The following is a 12,556-nucleotide window of genomic DNA, read 5'->3' on the forward strand; positions in this document are numbered from 1 at the left end:
GCTTTCCAGTCCCGCCGCATCGCCATAGAGCGCTTTCATGAGCACAATCGGATTTCTCGCCTGCGAAACGACGATGCCCTCCGCCGGCGAACGGCGCGGCGACGCATTCGAACACGACCTGATGATTGCCGCGCTCGAACCGGCATTTGCCGCCGAGGGGCTGGACCTGCAGGTGATCGACTGGGAAGCGCCGCTGGAGGCGTTCGACGGGTTCGAGCTGGTCATGCTCGGCACAGCGTGGAACTATCAGGATAAGGCGGAAGCTTTTCTGGCCCGGCTCGAGGCGCTTGCAGCGCGCGGCATCACCGTGTGCAATTCGCCCGAAGCGGTGCACTGGAACGCAACCAAAACCTATTTGCGCGAGCTCGCCGAAGGCGGCGCTGCGACCGTGCCGACACTTTGCCGCTCGGATGTCGCCCGCGCAGAGCTAGAAGAAGCTTTCGACCACTTCGACTGCGACCGCCTGGTGGTCAAACGCCAGGTCGGCGCGGGGGCGCTCGACCAGGAATTGATTGATCGCAACGCGCTGCCTCCACGCGATTGGCGCTTTGGCCATCGCGCAATGATCCAGCCGTTTCTCCCTGCAATCCGCGATGAGGGCGAACTCAGCTTCATCTTCATCGACGGCGAATTGAGCCATGCGCTGCGCAAGCTACCCGGCAAAGGCGATTATCGCATTCAGTCGCTCTATGGCGGGACCGAGAGCGTCCACGCGCCGGCCTCCGACGAGGCCGCGGCTGCTCGCGCAATCGTTGAGGCGCTGCCCTTCGATCGGCCGCTATATGCCCGCATCGACATGCTGCGCGGCGAGAGTGGTGCGCTGATGGTCATGGAAGCCGAGCTGATCGAACCCTATCTCTATCCCGAACAGGGGCCGGATCTGGGTGACCGGCTGGCCCGCGCGATAGCAACGAGAGTTTCTTCCAAATGACCGCCAATCGGCTGAAAAATCGAGCAATCATCAGAGTTTCACCGCGCAGCGGGGAGGAGGATGTCGCCGGCTTCCTGCAAGGTCTCGTCACCAACAATGTGACAGGCGACCTGCCGGTCTACGCCGCGCTGCTCACCGCGCAGGGGAAGGCGATGTTCGACTTTCTGGTCTGGCGCGACGGGGATGCCTTGCTGCTCGATTGCGAAGCCGAGGTGGCAGACGATCTCGCCAAGCGACTGTCGCTATACCGCCTGCGCCGTCAAATCGATATCGCCCGCGATGAAACGTTTGCCGCGTACTGGAATCCAGAGCCGTTCAAGGGTTCGTCACCCGATCCGCGTCTGCCGGGGCTCGGCCACCGCGCCGTGGCGCACGACAGCGGCGGCGAAGCCGGGGATGAAGCGTTCCTCGCACACCGCCTTTCGCTCGGCGTTCCCGAGGGTCGCGATGAGCTGGCTGACATCCTCTGGCTGGAGACCAACGCGGTCGAACTGAACGGGGTCAGCTTCGAGAAGGGCTGTTACATCGGTCAGGAAAACACCGCGCGGATGAACTGGCGGCAAAAGGTCAATCGGCGGCTGGTGGTGGTCCCGTTCGAACACTCGGACGAGAAACGGCGCAAGGCCGCCTATCCCGATCTCGGATTTGCGGTCGATCACCTGCGCGTGGCCGATCTCGACCCCGAAACCCTGCCTGAGTGGCAGGCCAGGGGGATTTCCGGCTAGCGCTGGTAATGTTCGGCGAGCGAGGCTTCTAGGTTCGCCGCCGCCCGTTCGCGCGCCGTATCGCGCGGCAGGCCCAGCGATTTCGCCAGCGCCGCGCCGATCAGCGCATCGCCAAGCGCCAGCAGCACGAGGCTCAGCGTGTCCTTGTGGACATGCATTGCGTCGGCATGGGTCTCGGCCTCGCCCGGCGCGATCTCGTCGACCAGTTCGTGAATGGTCGAAACGATCGGATTGAGCGCGTCCTCGTTGCCGGTCAGCAGCATCCAGCTGGTGAGTGCGCCCGCCCCTTCGCGGTCGAACGCGTCGAAGGCGAGGTCCACCACCTCGCGTGCCGAGCCAAGCCCCGCACGGCTCGCATGCACCGCTTCGATGATCGTTTCGCACACGGTCTTGGCGAGATGCTCGGCCAAGGCCTTTTGCAGTCCCGATGCCGAGCCGAAATGGTGCAGGAGGTTCGCGTGCGTGCGTCCGATGCGCCCCGCGACCGCTTTCAATGTGACCGATTGCGGTCCAGTCTCGATCAGCAGCGAACGCGCCGCTTCCAGCGCAGAGCTGCGCGATTCTTCGGGGGTCAGTCTCTTGCGGCTTGCCATGTGCTCTGCTCAGTAGGGAAAAGATGCTGCGCGAACAAGCTGGCCCCGCGCCACGCTTTAGGATGGCACGGGGCTGCTCCGATCCGACAATCGCAATTCACGCCGCATGTTGGGCGGCCATTCCAACCTGTTCCAAGAGCGAGAGCGCGTACTCGGCCGTCGGGGCCTTCTCTCCGCGCCCGCAGGAATGCCGCTCCACGACCCGTCCAGTAGGCTCGAATCCCAGTTTCTTCAGGACCTTGCCCGAGGCCGGATTGTCGAGGAAGTGGGAGGCGACGATCCGCTCGTGACCCAAAGTCCGCGCGATCTCGAGGACCGCACGGCCCGCTTCGGTGGCATAGCCCCGCCCCCAATGCTGGCGCGCAATCCAGTAACCCAGCTCGACTTCGCCGCTCTCCATCGAGTCGATCCCGATGCAGCCTACCAGAGCGGCGTCGCGGGCCCGCGTGATGAGGAAACGCGGGTGCATCGGATCGATCGGAAGCTGGACGAACTTGCGAGCATCTTCGGCACTGTAGGGCCATGGCGCGCGGGCGAGATTTCGCACCACGCCTTCATCGGCGATGCCGCCGAGGACGATATTCCAGTCCTCGGGCCAGGGGGGTCTCAACAGCAATCTTTCACTGCGATGGAACATCGAAGCTCTCCTCATCGGCCCCGCATCGCCCCGTTAGGGTTCATGCGTGACAATTGCATTGCGGCGAAAGGGTATTTCGCCGGATTGTGAGGGAGAAACGACAAGAGGGAGACGGGTCGGCCCCATCTCCCTCTTCGTCTGCCGGTTATGTAACCGGCTGGGACCGTCCCGCTTGGACGATCCCGTTATCGAACCGTCCGGTTATTCGGCTGCTTCCGCAATCGCGTCTACCGACACGTATTTGCGCGCTTGCTTGCCGGTGTGGAATCGCACAACGCCGTCTTCGAGCGCGAAGAGGGTGTGGTCCTTGCCCATGCCGACATTGGTGCCCGGATAGAACTTGGTGCCGCGCTGGCGCACGATGATGTTGCCGGCGACGACTGCTTCGCTGCCGAACTTCTTCACACCAAGACGACGACCCGCTGAGTCGCGACCGTTACGCGATGAACCGCCTGCTTTTTTATGTGCCATGGGTCCTGATCCTTACTTGTCTTCAGCCTTGGGCGCTGCCTTCTTGGCAGGAGCCTTCTTGGCCGGTGCTTTCTTCGCCGCGGGCTTCTTGTCAGCCGCCGCAGCCTTCGGAGCCGCTTTCTTGGCCGGAGCCTTCTTGGCCGGCGCCTTTTTGGCGGCAGGCTTCTTGGCCGTTTCCGCCTTGGCTTCGGTCGCTTCCTTCTTCGGAGCGGCGGCCTGCTTGGCCGGAGCCTTCTTCGCGCCGGTGCCGACATCGGTGATGCGCAGCAGGGTCATCTGCTGGCGGTGACCGGCCTTGCGACGGTAGTTGTGGCGGCGACGCTTCTTGAAAACGACGACCTTCTCGCTCTTGGCCTGGGCGATGATCTCGGCCGATACGGCTACCTTCGAAGCGTCGGCGATGTTGTCGCCTTCGCCTGCCAGCAGGACGTCATCCAGCGTGATCGTATCGCCGGCTTCGCCTGCGAGCTTTTCAACGGCAATCTTGTCTCCGGCGGCAACCCGATATTGCTTGCCACCTGTGCGCACTATCGCGAACATGGTCTGTACTCTCAATCTCTTGGCGTGTCCGAATGGATGCGAATTCCCCGCGTCAATCGAACGACATTGCGGCGCCGCCTGCAAGCAGCGCCGGAAAGATGGGTGCCGTTAAGGGAAACGCCGCTGCAAGTCAACGTTGGTTCGCGCACTATTTTGCGTTTCGGGCGACTCTTTTCAAGGTCGGACGCAATCGGCTTTGCGCTGCGAAACCATCGTGATATTCGCTTCCCAGACTATGGGACCGGCCACACCATCAATTCTTGCAGCGCTCTGCGCGGCGCTGCTGACCTCCGCTTGCGCGGGCAGCGGCGACAAGTACCCGTCGCTCGCGATCCGCGATGCCGAGCGGGTCCAGGGCCGGTTCACACCTGCACCACCATCGGATCGCGCTCCGATTCGACCCGTCGCATCCGCAAGCGAGATCGAAGCGCTGGTCGATCAGGCGCAGGCCTCGCACGCGCAATTCAGGTCTGCACAGGCGCAAGCCATGGCTCTCGTCGGCGAGGCTCGCGGACGAGGGATCGATACCAACGCACGGCAGCGGGCGCTCGTCGCACTCGCAGACCTTACCGCGTTGCACGGCGATACGGCCGTACCCATGTCGGATCTCGATATGCTGAACGCACAGGCTGCCACCTCTTTCGCCCCGACCGAAGCGATAGAAGCTGCGCGCGCTTCGATCCTCGCTCTGCTCGCCGAACAGGAAGGCGCGCTTGACGAACTCTGGAGTGAATTGTCGCGATGAACCTCACCTGCGCCAGTTGTCCCGTCAAAGACAGTGCCGCCTGCGCCGTCCTGACCGAAGAAGAGCGCGATGCCCTCGCCGCAGCAGGAAGGACGCGGGTGCTGAAACGCGGTGAAATGCTTTTCGCCGCGGGTGACGAGGACGCCGCTTGCGCCACGCTCGTCGCCGGCGCACTCAAGGTTTCCGCGATCGATCGCGACGGCAACGAGCAGATCCTCGCGCTGGTGCATCCATCGGGCTTTATCGGCGAGCTGTTTGCACCGTTTGCGCACCATGATGTCGTCGCGCTGACCGAAAGCAGCCTCTGCACATTTGCCCGCAAGGACATCGAGCGTGCGATCGAACAGTATCCGGCGCTTGCCCGCGCGCTGCTACGCCGGTCGCAAGAGGACCTTCTGGCAACGCGCAGCCTGCTTGAGCTGACGGCACAAGGCAGCGCCGAAATGCGGCTTGCTGCCCTGCTGCACGATTTCGCCGCCGCCGCGAGCCACACCAGTTGCCATCTCGCAAGCGAATTCGAACTTCCGCTCACGCGCGGCGAGATCGCGAACATGCTCGGACTTACGATCGAAACGGTCAGCCGCAAGCTCGGCGAAATCGAGGAAACCGGGGCGATAGCGCGCAAAGGAAAGCGCGGGATCGAAGTGCTCGATCCCGCGCTCCTTCAGGCCCTCTCCGGGCGCCAGGCTGCTCAAGCCTGAGACCACCCTCCCGGGCTATCGAAGCCCCTCGATCATACCAGGGCGGCGATGGTCACTGCAGCGCAGGCCCAAAGGACTACCAGCACCGGAAGGATCAGCATTTGGATTGCTGCGTCTCGGGGGGCGAGCCGTCCGGTGTGTGTCATGATGCCTTCCTGGGCGAACTTGCCCATGGTCAGCGGTTGGCTGTCGTTACCCTTGAGCCGGGTAAAAATCGCCGGGACGCCAAATCCGGCGACGATGAACACGGCGAAGATGACCATCGGGATCACCAGGCCCGGATTGCCGAACCCGGCGGCCATCAGCGCGATGAATGCGAAATAGCAGGCAACCGTCGTAGCATAGAACCCGGTCGGAATTCCGAAGCTGCGATCGACCTCCGGCGCTTTGCGCGGAGCATCGACAATGCGGGCTTCGCCGCGGCTGAGGTGATCGTGAACCAGTTTGCTCATGGGGCTTCTCCTTCGATGAAAGGAGAATTAGCCGGGCGATTCGCATCGCACCTTGATCGAAATCAAACCGGCGGAATTAGCCTGCTTTCCAGCGAGCGAGATCGCTGTGGTCCTGCTCGCGCGGTTCGATCCAGCGCCATTCGCCGTCCTTCAACTCGCGCTTCCAGAACCACGCTGCGCTTTTGAGGTGATCCATACAGAAATCGACCGCATCGATCGCGCCGCGGCGATGCTTTGCCGCCGCCGAGACACAGACGATCGGCTCGCCCGGATGCATCCGTCCTACGCGGTGAACCAGCAACAGACCCAAAATGTCGAACCGCTCGAACGCCGCGTCGGCCAGCTCGTTCATGCCCGGAAGGGTCAGCGGCTCGTAATGCGTCAGCTCGAGGGCTTCGACACCGTCCCCGCCCCGCACGTGGCCGACGAAGGTGCAGACCCCGCCCAGACCCGGATTGGCAGTGGTGAAGGAGCCCATCAGCTCGGCGGGATCGAACGATTCGAAAAGGAGGCGGATGTCCCGCATTCCGGCACCCTATCCGCCGCTGACGGGGGGTAGCAGAGCGATCTCGTCACCATCGACGGCCTGCAGAGCTGTCTTGTCGCCCAAGACCTTGCCAGCGCAGGCCACGTTCACCCGTTCGGAGTTCAATTGCTCGGCGACATCCGGACCGACCGATTCGAGCAATCCCGCCCAGTCGAGCGGCGCAGCGACTTTGCGGCCGTCTTCGCCCGCGATCTCGCGCAGTGGCCCCAGGAAGACGATCGTCACCGCCATCGCTCAACCGCCCGTCATCGACATGTGGCGCGGCTGAGCCGGTTCGGCGCCGCGCTCGTCCATCCGGAAGTGGTGCTTTTCGGGCTTGATCATCATCGCCTGCGCGAGCGCCTCGGCGAGATTGCGCTCGGGATCCCCGGATCGCAGCGCAGCGCGCAGGTCGACCCGCTCACTGCCGCCAAGACAGGGATAAAGCTGCCCGGTCGCGGTCACCCGCAGGCGGTTGCAGCCCGCACAGAAATTTCCCGTCAGCGGGGTGATCAGGCCGAGCCTGCCGCCGGTGTCGGCAATATCGACGTAGCGCGCGGGGCCGCCCGTCTTGTGGTCGCTGTCCGAAAGCGTCCAGCGTTGCTCAAGCCGCGCGCGGACGTCGCTCAGCGGCAAGAACTGGTCGAGCCGCTCTTCCTCGATATCGCCGAGCGGCATGACCTCGATCAGCGTTACATCGTGCCCCTGCGCGTGGCCCCAGGCGATTAGATCGGGCAGTTCCTCTTCGTTTACGCCCTTGAGCGCGACCGCGTTGAGCTTCACTCTCAGTCCGGCTTCTTTGGCCGCCGCAATTCCTTCGAGCACGCGCGGCAGGGCATCGCGCCTGGTCAACGCAGCGAATTTCTCCCGGTCGAGCGTGTCGAGCGAGATATTGACCCGTCGCACTCCGGCCCGCGCCAGCGAATCGGCATGCTCGGCCAGCTGCGTTGCATTGGTGGTGAGCGTCAGCTCCTCAAGACCGTTGCCGATCCGCCTTCCCAGTGCGTGGAACAGGTCGATGATATCTCTTCGCACCAGTGGCTCGCCGCCGGTAACGCGGATCTTGGTGACGCCGCGATCGATGAACCCGCAGGCGAGTTCGTACAGCTCCTCCAGCGTCAGCACTTCCTTGCGCGGGAGGAACTTCATCCGCTCGGGCATACAGTAGGTGCAACGCAAATCGCAGCGATCGGTGACCGACAAGCGCAGGTAGGAAATCGAACGCTTGAAACGATCGACCAGCGGCGCATCGGAGCCTCCGACGGTTATCAGGTCGGGCTGGCGAATATTCCCGGTGTTTACGGCGTCACTCATGCAGCGGACAATACTGGCCCGTGACGCCGGGCGCATTCCCCAAATATGCGAGCGTTTCGTCCAGGCCCTCGCCCGCTCCACCGATCACGTTGACTCTCTTGGGCGCGCTTTCGCGGGCCAGATCGCGCGCCAGAGCCCGGCGCCAATCGTCGTGGTCTCTGGGGGCTGGCGGCAAGATGATGGCGAGCGCATCGCTTTCGCCTTCGCGAAGGATGCTGCGCGCCTCGAGGAGATAGTCGGCAAAGAATGCGGCACTCGCCTCGATCGCGCTATCGGGCAACGACGTGACTGCGAGCACCCTTTGCATCAGTCGGCCGGACGCTCGCGGTGGAGGGTAATGCCGATCTTCTCATTCGCCTCGGCAATCGCGAGCTTGACGATCTTCACCGTCACCGCCTGAACCTTCGCGTCCTGCACAAACAGGCTTTCGCAGATGTGATCCGCCACCGCTTCGATCAGTTTGAAGTGAACGCCTTCGGGCAATCCTTCGGACATGGCGAATTTCAGATCCATGTAGTTCTTGCTCGCATCGAGCGGCGTATCGGGATCGTAACGGTCGGCGACGTCGTAGCGCGCCTGCACGGTTATCCGCAGCGGCTGCGGCTTGCCGGTCTCTTCCGAATAGATGCCGGTGAGAACATCGACTTCGAGATCGGCGACTTCGAGGGTGAGCGAATCGGTCATTGTTGTGGTCATCCGGGCGCGGCCTTAGCGGGGATTGCTCCATCGTGCGAAAATCGCGGTTGGCATAAGTCGCCGAGGTGCATCGTCGACCGGTTCTTCCCGCACGGCGAGATCGCCGAATTCGATCGTGCCGGGCAAGTGGCGCAGCTTTTCCTCGAGCAGTCCGGCAAGCGCGACGGCGCTCATCCGCACGGCGTATACGGTAAGGAACAGGAAAGCGCTGTCCTTGTCGAGAAGCTTTGCGCAATCCTCGATCAGTCCGGGCAGGCCCTCCTCAAGCCGCCATGTCTCGTTCTTAGGACCGCGCCCGAATTTGGGCGGGTCGAGAATGATCCCGTCATAGCGCCGCTCGCGCCGCACTTCCCGCGCGGCGAATTTCGCGGCGTCGTCGACCAGCCAGCGGATCGGGCGGTCCTCCATGCCGGATAGCGCTGCGTTCTCTCGCGCCTGCGCAACAGATTTCTTCGACGCGTCGACATGCGTCACCTTGCCGTGGCGGCTGAGCGCCAGCGTTCCGAGGCCGGTGTAGCCGAACATGTTCATTGTCTCGGCATCGTCGCGACCCGCCAGCTGTTCGCGCATCCAGTCCCACACCGGAGCCATATCGGGGAAGAATTGGAGGTGGCGGAACGGGGTCGGCTGGGCGGTAAAGCGGACCTCGTTCCATTCGAGTTCCCACCCTTGTTCGGGCAGTTCCTCCTCAAGCTGCCAGCGACCACCGCCGTCCTCATCCGAACCGGGAATAAATTCGCCGGCAGCGGACCATTGGGCAAGGCGGGGTTGCCAAAGAGCCTGCGGCTCCGGGCGGATGAAGCTGCAAGGACCGAATGCCTCGAACTTGCGCCCTGCTCCGCTGTCGAGCAGGCGATAGGAGTGGGCATCGGGCCAGCCGGTGCACTCCATCACCAGCGGTTGGGGCGCTATCACCGCCATCAACGCGCGGCGTGCTCGAGCACGAAATCGCGAGTCGCTTCGTAATCGCCGCCGATCTCGGTGAAGAACTCCTCGCGCCCGAACAGGTCGCCAACCCGTGCGGGCAGCGCCGGGCGCACGCCGATGGCGCGCTCGACCGCGTCGCGGAACTTGGCCGGATGCGCAGTGGCGAGGGTGACGATGGGAATATCCTTGGCGATCATCTCCGCCTCGCTCGCGGCAAGGCTGGCGTGGAGACCCACGCCTGTGTGCGGATCGATCACCTGCCCGGTCTCGCGATAGGCCCAGGCCAGCGCGCGCGAGGTCTCGTCCTGGTCGGCGCGCATACTGGTGAACAGCGCCGCCGCGCCCTGCGCCTGCGCGTTTGTGAGCCGCATCGCCTTCGACGCTTCGAACGCCGCCATCTGTTCGCCCAGCGCCTTCCCGTCTCGCCCGCCGACATCGAACAGCAGGCGCTCGAAATTCGAGCTGACCTGGATATCCATCGAGGGGGTGATCGTGGGCGTAACGCCGCCCGCCGAATAATCGCCTTCGGATAGTGCCCGGTGGAGGATGTCGTTGACATTGGTGGCAACGATCAGCCGCTCTATCGGCACGCCCATCTGTGCGGCGACATAACCTGCGAAGACATCGCCGAAATTGCCGGTGGGGACGCTGTAGGCGACCGTGCGGTCGGGCGCGCCGAGTTGCAGCGCCGAATAGAAATAATACACCACCTGCGCCATCAGCCGCGCCCAGTTGATCGAATTGACCGCGCCGAGCTTGAGCCTGCCGGTGACATCGGGATCGCGGAACATGCGCTTTACATGCGCCTGCGCATCGTCGAAGCTGCCGTCTATCGCGAGGTTGAAGACGTTGGCGGCGCGCACCGTGGTCATCTGGCGGCGCTGGACGTCACTCACGCGCCCCTTGGGGTGGAGCATTACGATTTCGACATTGTCGCGGCCCGCAACCGCGTTGATCGCCGCCGAGCCGGTGTCGCCGCTGGTCGCGCCCACGATCATCATTTGCTGGTCGCGGCGGGCGAGGAATGTCTCGAACAAATGCCCGAGCAATTGCAGCGCCACGTCCTTGAACGCCAGCGTCGGGCCGTGAAACAGTTCGAGCAGCCACTGCCGTTCATTCAGCTGCACCAGCGGAGTCACGGCCGCGTGCCCGAAATCGCCGTAGACCGTCGCGCATAGCGCATCGAGTTCGTCGTCGGTCAGGCTGCCCGCGACGAAGGGACGCATGATCGTAGCGGCGAGCGCGGGATACGGCTTGCCCCGCAGCGCACGGATTTCCGCTTCGCTCAGGCGCGGCCACTCGCGCGGCAGGTAGAGCCCGCCATCGCTGGCGAGGCCTGCCAGCGTAACGCCTTCGAAATCGAGCGCCGGTGCGCTGCCACGGGTGGAGATGTATTCCATTGTGCGAGCGCGAATAGCCGCGCGGGCGGCGCTCGGCAAGCGAGCGGAAATTTGCCCCGCCCTAGTCTTGCTTCCTCCACCGCGACCGCAGCGCAAACCCGTAGATCAGCAGCGCGGTCAGCGCGAAGAAGAACCACTGCCCGGCATAGGCGAGGTGGTTGTTGGGAAGGTCGCCTGGATCGGGCTTGGCGAGCGGTGCAAGTCCTGCGACGGGCTCGTGCAGCTGCACGCGTGCCCCATCCTGTCCGCCTCTGACGATCAGCCCTTCCACCACGCCACCATTCCAATCGGGGGCCTGTGGGCTCAGCGACCACCCCAGTTTAACATCGGCAGGTCCGCGTCCCGTCTGGCAGCGCGCGATATGCGCGTAGCCGGATTGGCCGCGAGCACTGCGGCCAGAAATCGCTTCTCGCGATAGTATTTCGGTGCATTCGAACGCAGTGGGATGGAAGAGATCATCTTCGCTGAACGCACCGCCCTCGTCTGCCGGAAACGGCTGCAATTCGCCGCTTTCCAGAGCCGCCGAGTATTGCTCGATCATCGCCGCCTTTTCGTCGGCCCTGCCCAATTGCCAGATGCCGAGCGCGACCATCACTGCCGCCGCGGCGAGCACGACGATCGTCGCAATGATCGGAATGCGCTTCATCGCGCGGTGTCTTTCTCATAGCGAGCATACAGCAAGAGGGTCTTGTAGAACCGAAGCGTGCCGATAACGACGACAACGGTGAGCGGCCCCCAGACGAGAAGCTGCAGCCACAGTGGCGGATCAAGCGCTACGTCGATCCCGATAGCGAGGCCAATCAGCAGCGCAGCCATCAACAGCGTCAGCAGACCTGCCAGCCTCGCGCCGCGCTCGTATTGTGTGAAGTCGAGCCCGCATTTGCGGCATTCGAACGCCACGCGTGCGGGAGCATCGAACAGGGTCGGTGCCTTACAGCGCGGGCACAAACCAGAAAGGGCAGCCTGGACAATTCCCGGCTGCCCCTTCTCGTGTGACGGACTTTCGTCCGTCGGCATCAATGGACCGGTGCGCCCCAGCCGCCCCAGATGTAGATGGCGATAAACAGGAACAGCCACACCACATCGACGAAGTGCCAGTACCACGCCGCGGCTTCGAAACCGAAGTGCTGGCGCGGGGTGAAGTGGCCGAGATAGGCGCGATAGAGGCATACGGCGAGGAAGATCGTGCCGATCAGCACGTGGAAACCGTGGAAGCCGGTCGCCATGTAGAACGCCGAGGAATAGGTGTTCTGGCCGAAGTTGAACGGCGCGACGCTGTATTCGTAAGCCTGGATCGCGCTGAACAGCACGCCGAGCGCGATGGTCGCCCACAGGCCCTGCTTAAGGCCTTCGCGATCACCGTGGATCAGTGCGTGGTGCGCCCAGGTGACCGTGGTGCCGGAGCACAGCAGGATCAGCGTGTTGAGCAGCGGCAGGCTGAACGGATCGAGCACTTCCATGCCCTCGGGCACGAGCGATGCGGCAGCACCGCTCTGGCCGAACAGGCTGGTGGTGGTCTGATCGGGCGTGCCCGCATTGCTCACTTCGAGCGCGGTCGGGAACAACGCAAAGTCGAAGAAGCTCCAGAACCAACCGACGAAGAACATCACTTCCGAAGCAATGAAAAGGATCATGCCGTAGCGCATGTGAAGCTGCACCACCGGCGTGTGATCGCCGCGCTGCGCTTCGATTACGACATTCTTGAACCACATGAAGAAAGTCGCGATGAGGCCGGCAAGACCGGCCCAGATCACGATCTTACTCGCAGCACCGAACAGGTCCGGGTAGAAACTCAGCACCATGCCGCTCGTAAAGGTGAGCGCCGAAATCGAGCCGATCAGCGGCCAGATATCGGGTTCGAGAATGTGATAATCGTGGTTTGCTTTGCCAGCCATGGT

At 63.4% G+C, this 12,556-nt stretch carries 19 protein-coding genes; 4 read left to right on the top strand and 15 right to left on the bottom strand.

Annotation, left to right across the window (positions count from 1 at the left end; genetic code table 11):
• The first annotated feature begins 37 nt into the window (after positions 1-37).
• On the top strand, positions 38-931 hold the full coding sequence (locus ACI5KX_RS11395) for a RimK family alpha-L-glutamate ligase (RefSeq protein WP_406810777.1): 894 nt from the start codon (positions 38-40) through the stop codon (positions 929-931).
• Complete coding sequence (locus ACI5KX_RS11400) at positions 928-1,656, top strand: YgfZ/GcvT domain-containing protein (RefSeq protein WP_406810778.1); 729 nt, start codon at positions 928-930, stop codon at positions 1,654-1,656. The genes ACI5KX_RS11395 and ACI5KX_RS11400 overlap by 4 nt, the downstream gene beginning before the upstream one ends.
• Here the strand turns inward: ACI5KX_RS11400 and ACI5KX_RS11405 are convergent.
• From ACI5KX_RS11405 to rplU, 4 genes are all read right to left on the bottom strand, one after another.
• On the bottom strand, positions 1,653-2,249 hold the full coding sequence (locus tag ACI5KX_RS11405) for a TetR/AcrR family transcriptional regulator (protein WP_406810779.1): 597 nt from the start codon (positions 2,247-2,249) through the stop codon (positions 1,653-1,655). The two genes, ACI5KX_RS11400 and ACI5KX_RS11405, sit on opposite strands and share 4 nt — an antisense overlap.
• Before the next feature lie 97 nt (positions 2,250-2,346).
• Positions 2,347-2,886, bottom strand: coding sequence for a GNAT family N-acetyltransferase (locus ACI5KX_RS11410; protein WP_406810780.1), 540 nt, complete (start codon positions 2,884-2,886; stop codon positions 2,347-2,349).
• A 201-nt stretch (positions 2,887-3,087) separates the two neighbouring features.
• Positions 3,088-3,357 carry a 50S ribosomal protein L27 gene (gene rpmA / locus ACI5KX_RS11415; protein WP_406810781.1) on the bottom strand — a complete coding sequence of 90 codons (270 nt, stop codon included), beginning with the start codon at positions 3,355-3,357 and terminating at the stop codon, positions 3,088-3,090.
• A 12-nt stretch (positions 3,358-3,369) separates the two neighbouring features.
• Entirely contained in the window at positions 3,370-3,897 is a 528-nt protein-coding gene (rplU, locus tag ACI5KX_RS11420) for a 50S ribosomal protein L21 (protein WP_406810782.1), read from the bottom strand.
• A gap of 235 nt (positions 3,898-4,132) precedes the next feature.
• On the opposite strand from rplU, the gene ACI5KX_RS11425 reads away from it, so the two are divergent.
• Both ACI5KX_RS11425 and ACI5KX_RS11430 read left to right on the top strand, forming a co-directional pair.
• The gene (locus ACI5KX_RS11425) at positions 4,133-4,642 is read left to right on the top strand and encodes a hypothetical protein (protein WP_406810783.1); all 510 of its coding nucleotides are present in this window, start codon (positions 4,133-4,135) and stop codon (positions 4,640-4,642) included.
• Entirely contained in the window at positions 4,639-5,343 is a 705-nt protein-coding gene (locus ACI5KX_RS11430) for a Crp/Fnr family transcriptional regulator (RefSeq protein ID WP_406810784.1), read from the top strand. Before ACI5KX_RS11425 ends, ACI5KX_RS11430 begins: the two co-directional genes overlap by 4 nt.
• 32 nt (positions 5,344-5,375) lie before the next feature.
• On the opposite strand, the gene ACI5KX_RS11435 is transcribed toward ACI5KX_RS11430, so the two are convergent.
• The 11 genes from ACI5KX_RS11435 to ACI5KX_RS11485 form a co-directional block, all read right to left on the bottom strand.
• The gene (locus tag ACI5KX_RS11435; protein ID WP_406810785.1) at positions 5,376-5,795 is read right to left on the bottom strand and encodes a hypothetical protein; all 420 of its coding nucleotides are present in this window, start codon (positions 5,793-5,795) and stop codon (positions 5,376-5,378) included.
• Positions 5,796-5,871: 76 nt separating this feature from the next.
• Positions 5,872-6,321, bottom strand: coding sequence for a molybdenum cofactor biosynthesis protein MoaE (locus ACI5KX_RS11440; protein ID WP_406810786.1), 450 nt, complete (start codon positions 6,319-6,321; stop codon positions 5,872-5,874).
• A gap of 9 nt (positions 6,322-6,330) precedes the next feature.
• Positions 6,331-6,573 (bottom strand): MoaD/ThiS family protein, encoded by a 243-nt coding sequence (locus ACI5KX_RS11445; protein ID WP_406810787.1) that lies wholly within the window; start codon positions 6,571-6,573, stop codon positions 6,331-6,333.
• Between the two features lie 3 nt (positions 6,574-6,576).
• Positions 6,577-7,635 (bottom strand): GTP 3',8-cyclase MoaA, encoded by a 1,059-nt coding sequence (gene moaA, locus ACI5KX_RS11450; RefSeq protein WP_406810788.1) that lies wholly within the window; start codon positions 7,633-7,635, stop codon positions 6,577-6,579.
• Positions 7,628-7,942 (bottom strand): Rossmann fold domain-containing protein, encoded by a 315-nt coding sequence (locus tag ACI5KX_RS11455; protein ID WP_406810789.1) that lies wholly within the window; start codon positions 7,940-7,942, stop codon positions 7,628-7,630. Before ACI5KX_RS11455 ends, moaA begins: the two co-directional genes overlap by 8 nt.
• Positions 7,942-8,319 (bottom strand): dihydroneopterin aldolase, encoded by a 378-nt coding sequence (locus ACI5KX_RS11460; protein WP_406811365.1) that lies wholly within the window; start codon positions 8,317-8,319, stop codon positions 7,942-7,944. Before ACI5KX_RS11460 ends, ACI5KX_RS11455 begins: the two co-directional genes overlap by 1 nt.
• A 24-nt stretch (positions 8,320-8,343) precedes the next feature.
• On the bottom strand, positions 8,344-9,252 hold the full coding sequence (locus ACI5KX_RS11465; RefSeq protein ID WP_406810790.1) for a class I SAM-dependent methyltransferase: 909 nt from the start codon (positions 9,250-9,252) through the stop codon (positions 8,344-8,346).
• Positions 9,252-10,658: a threonine synthase gene (gene thrC / locus ACI5KX_RS11470; RefSeq protein ID WP_406810791.1), complete on the bottom strand. Its 1,407-nt coding sequence runs from the start codon at positions 10,656-10,658 to the stop codon at positions 9,252-9,254. Before thrC ends, ACI5KX_RS11465 begins: the two co-directional genes overlap by 1 nt.
• Before the next feature lie 61 nt (positions 10,659-10,719).
• A complete protein-coding gene (locus tag ACI5KX_RS11475) occupies positions 10,720-11,304 on the bottom strand; it encodes an SURF1 family cytochrome oxidase biogenesis protein (RefSeq protein ID WP_406810792.1) in 585 nt (194 codons plus the stop codon).
• Positions 11,301-11,675, bottom strand: coding sequence for a DUF983 domain-containing protein (locus ACI5KX_RS11480; protein WP_406810793.1), 375 nt, complete (start codon positions 11,673-11,675; stop codon positions 11,301-11,303). Before ACI5KX_RS11480 ends, ACI5KX_RS11475 begins: the two co-directional genes overlap by 4 nt.
• A complete protein-coding gene (locus ACI5KX_RS11485) occupies positions 11,675-12,553 on the bottom strand; it encodes a cytochrome c oxidase subunit 3 (protein WP_406810794.1) in 879 nt (292 codons plus the stop codon). The genes ACI5KX_RS11480 and ACI5KX_RS11485 overlap by 1 nt, the downstream gene beginning before the upstream one ends.
• Between the last annotated feature and the right edge of the window lie 3 nt (positions 12,554-12,556).

It is taken from the genome of Erythrobacter sp. GH1-10 (genome assembly GCF_045363165.1).
GTDB lineage: Bacteria > Pseudomonadota > Alphaproteobacteria > Sphingomonadales > Sphingomonadaceae > Erythrobacter.

Coding starts and splice junctions, on each gene's coding strand:
- ACI5KX_RS11485 (WP_406810794.1), bottom strand. CDS start 12,553: ATGGCTGGCAAAGCAAACCACGATTATCACATTCTCGAACCCGATATC.
- thrC (WP_406810791.1), bottom strand. CDS start 10,658: ATGGAATACATCTCCACCCGTGGCAGCGCACCGGCGCTCGATTTCGAA.
- ACI5KX_RS11465 (WP_406810790.1), bottom strand. CDS start 9,252: ATGGCGGTGATAGCGCCCCAACCGCTGGTGATGGAGTGCACCGGCTGG.
- ACI5KX_RS11460 (WP_406811365.1), bottom strand. CDS start 8,319: ATGACCGATTCGCTCACCCTCGAAGTCGCCGATCTCGAAGTCGATGTT.
- ACI5KX_RS11395 (WP_406810777.1), top strand. CDS start 38: ATGAGCACAATCGGATTTCTCGCCTGCGAAACGACGATGCCCTCCGCC.
- ACI5KX_RS11435 (WP_406810785.1), bottom strand. CDS start 5,795: ATGAGCAAACTGGTTCACGATCACCTCAGCCGCGGCGAAGCCCGCATT.
- ACI5KX_RS11400 (WP_406810778.1), top strand. CDS start 928: ATGACCGCCAATCGGCTGAAAAATCGAGCAATCATCAGAGTTTCACCG.
- ACI5KX_RS11410 (WP_406810780.1), bottom strand. CDS start 2,886: ATGTTCCATCGCAGTGAAAGATTGCTGTTGAGACCCCCCTGGCCCGAG.
- ACI5KX_RS11425 (WP_406810783.1), top strand. CDS start 4,133: ATGGGACCGGCCACACCATCAATTCTTGCAGCGCTCTGCGCGGCGCTG.
- ACI5KX_RS11445 (WP_406810787.1), bottom strand. CDS start 6,573: ATGGCGGTGACGATCGTCTTCCTGGGGCCACTGCGCGAGATCGCGGGC.
- ACI5KX_RS11440 (WP_406810786.1), bottom strand. CDS start 6,321: ATGCGGGACATCCGCCTCCTTTTCGAATCGTTCGATCCCGCCGAGCTG.
- moaA (WP_406810788.1), bottom strand. CDS start 7,635: ATGAGTGACGCCGTAAACACCGGGAATATTCGCCAGCCCGACCTGATA.
- ACI5KX_RS11405 (WP_406810779.1), bottom strand. CDS start 2,249: ATGGCAAGCCGCAAGAGACTGACCCCCGAAGAATCGCGCAGCTCTGCG.
- rpmA (WP_406810781.1), bottom strand. CDS start 3,357: ATGGCACATAAAAAAGCAGGCGGTTCATCGCGTAACGGTCGCGACTCA.
- ACI5KX_RS11430 (WP_406810784.1), top strand. CDS start 4,639: ATGAACCTCACCTGCGCCAGTTGTCCCGTCAAAGACAGTGCCGCCTGC.
- ACI5KX_RS11455 (WP_406810789.1), bottom strand. CDS start 7,942: ATGCAAAGGGTGCTCGCAGTCACGTCGTTGCCCGATAGCGCGATCGAG.
- ACI5KX_RS11475 (WP_406810792.1), bottom strand. CDS start 11,304: ATGAAGCGCATTCCGATCATTGCGACGATCGTCGTGCTCGCCGCGGCG.
- ACI5KX_RS11480 (WP_406810793.1), bottom strand. CDS start 11,675: ATGCCGACGGACGAAAGTCCGTCACACGAGAAGGGGCAGCCGGGAATT.
- rplU (WP_406810782.1), bottom strand. CDS start 3,897: ATGTTCGCGATAGTGCGCACAGGTGGCAAGCAATATCGGGTTGCCGCC.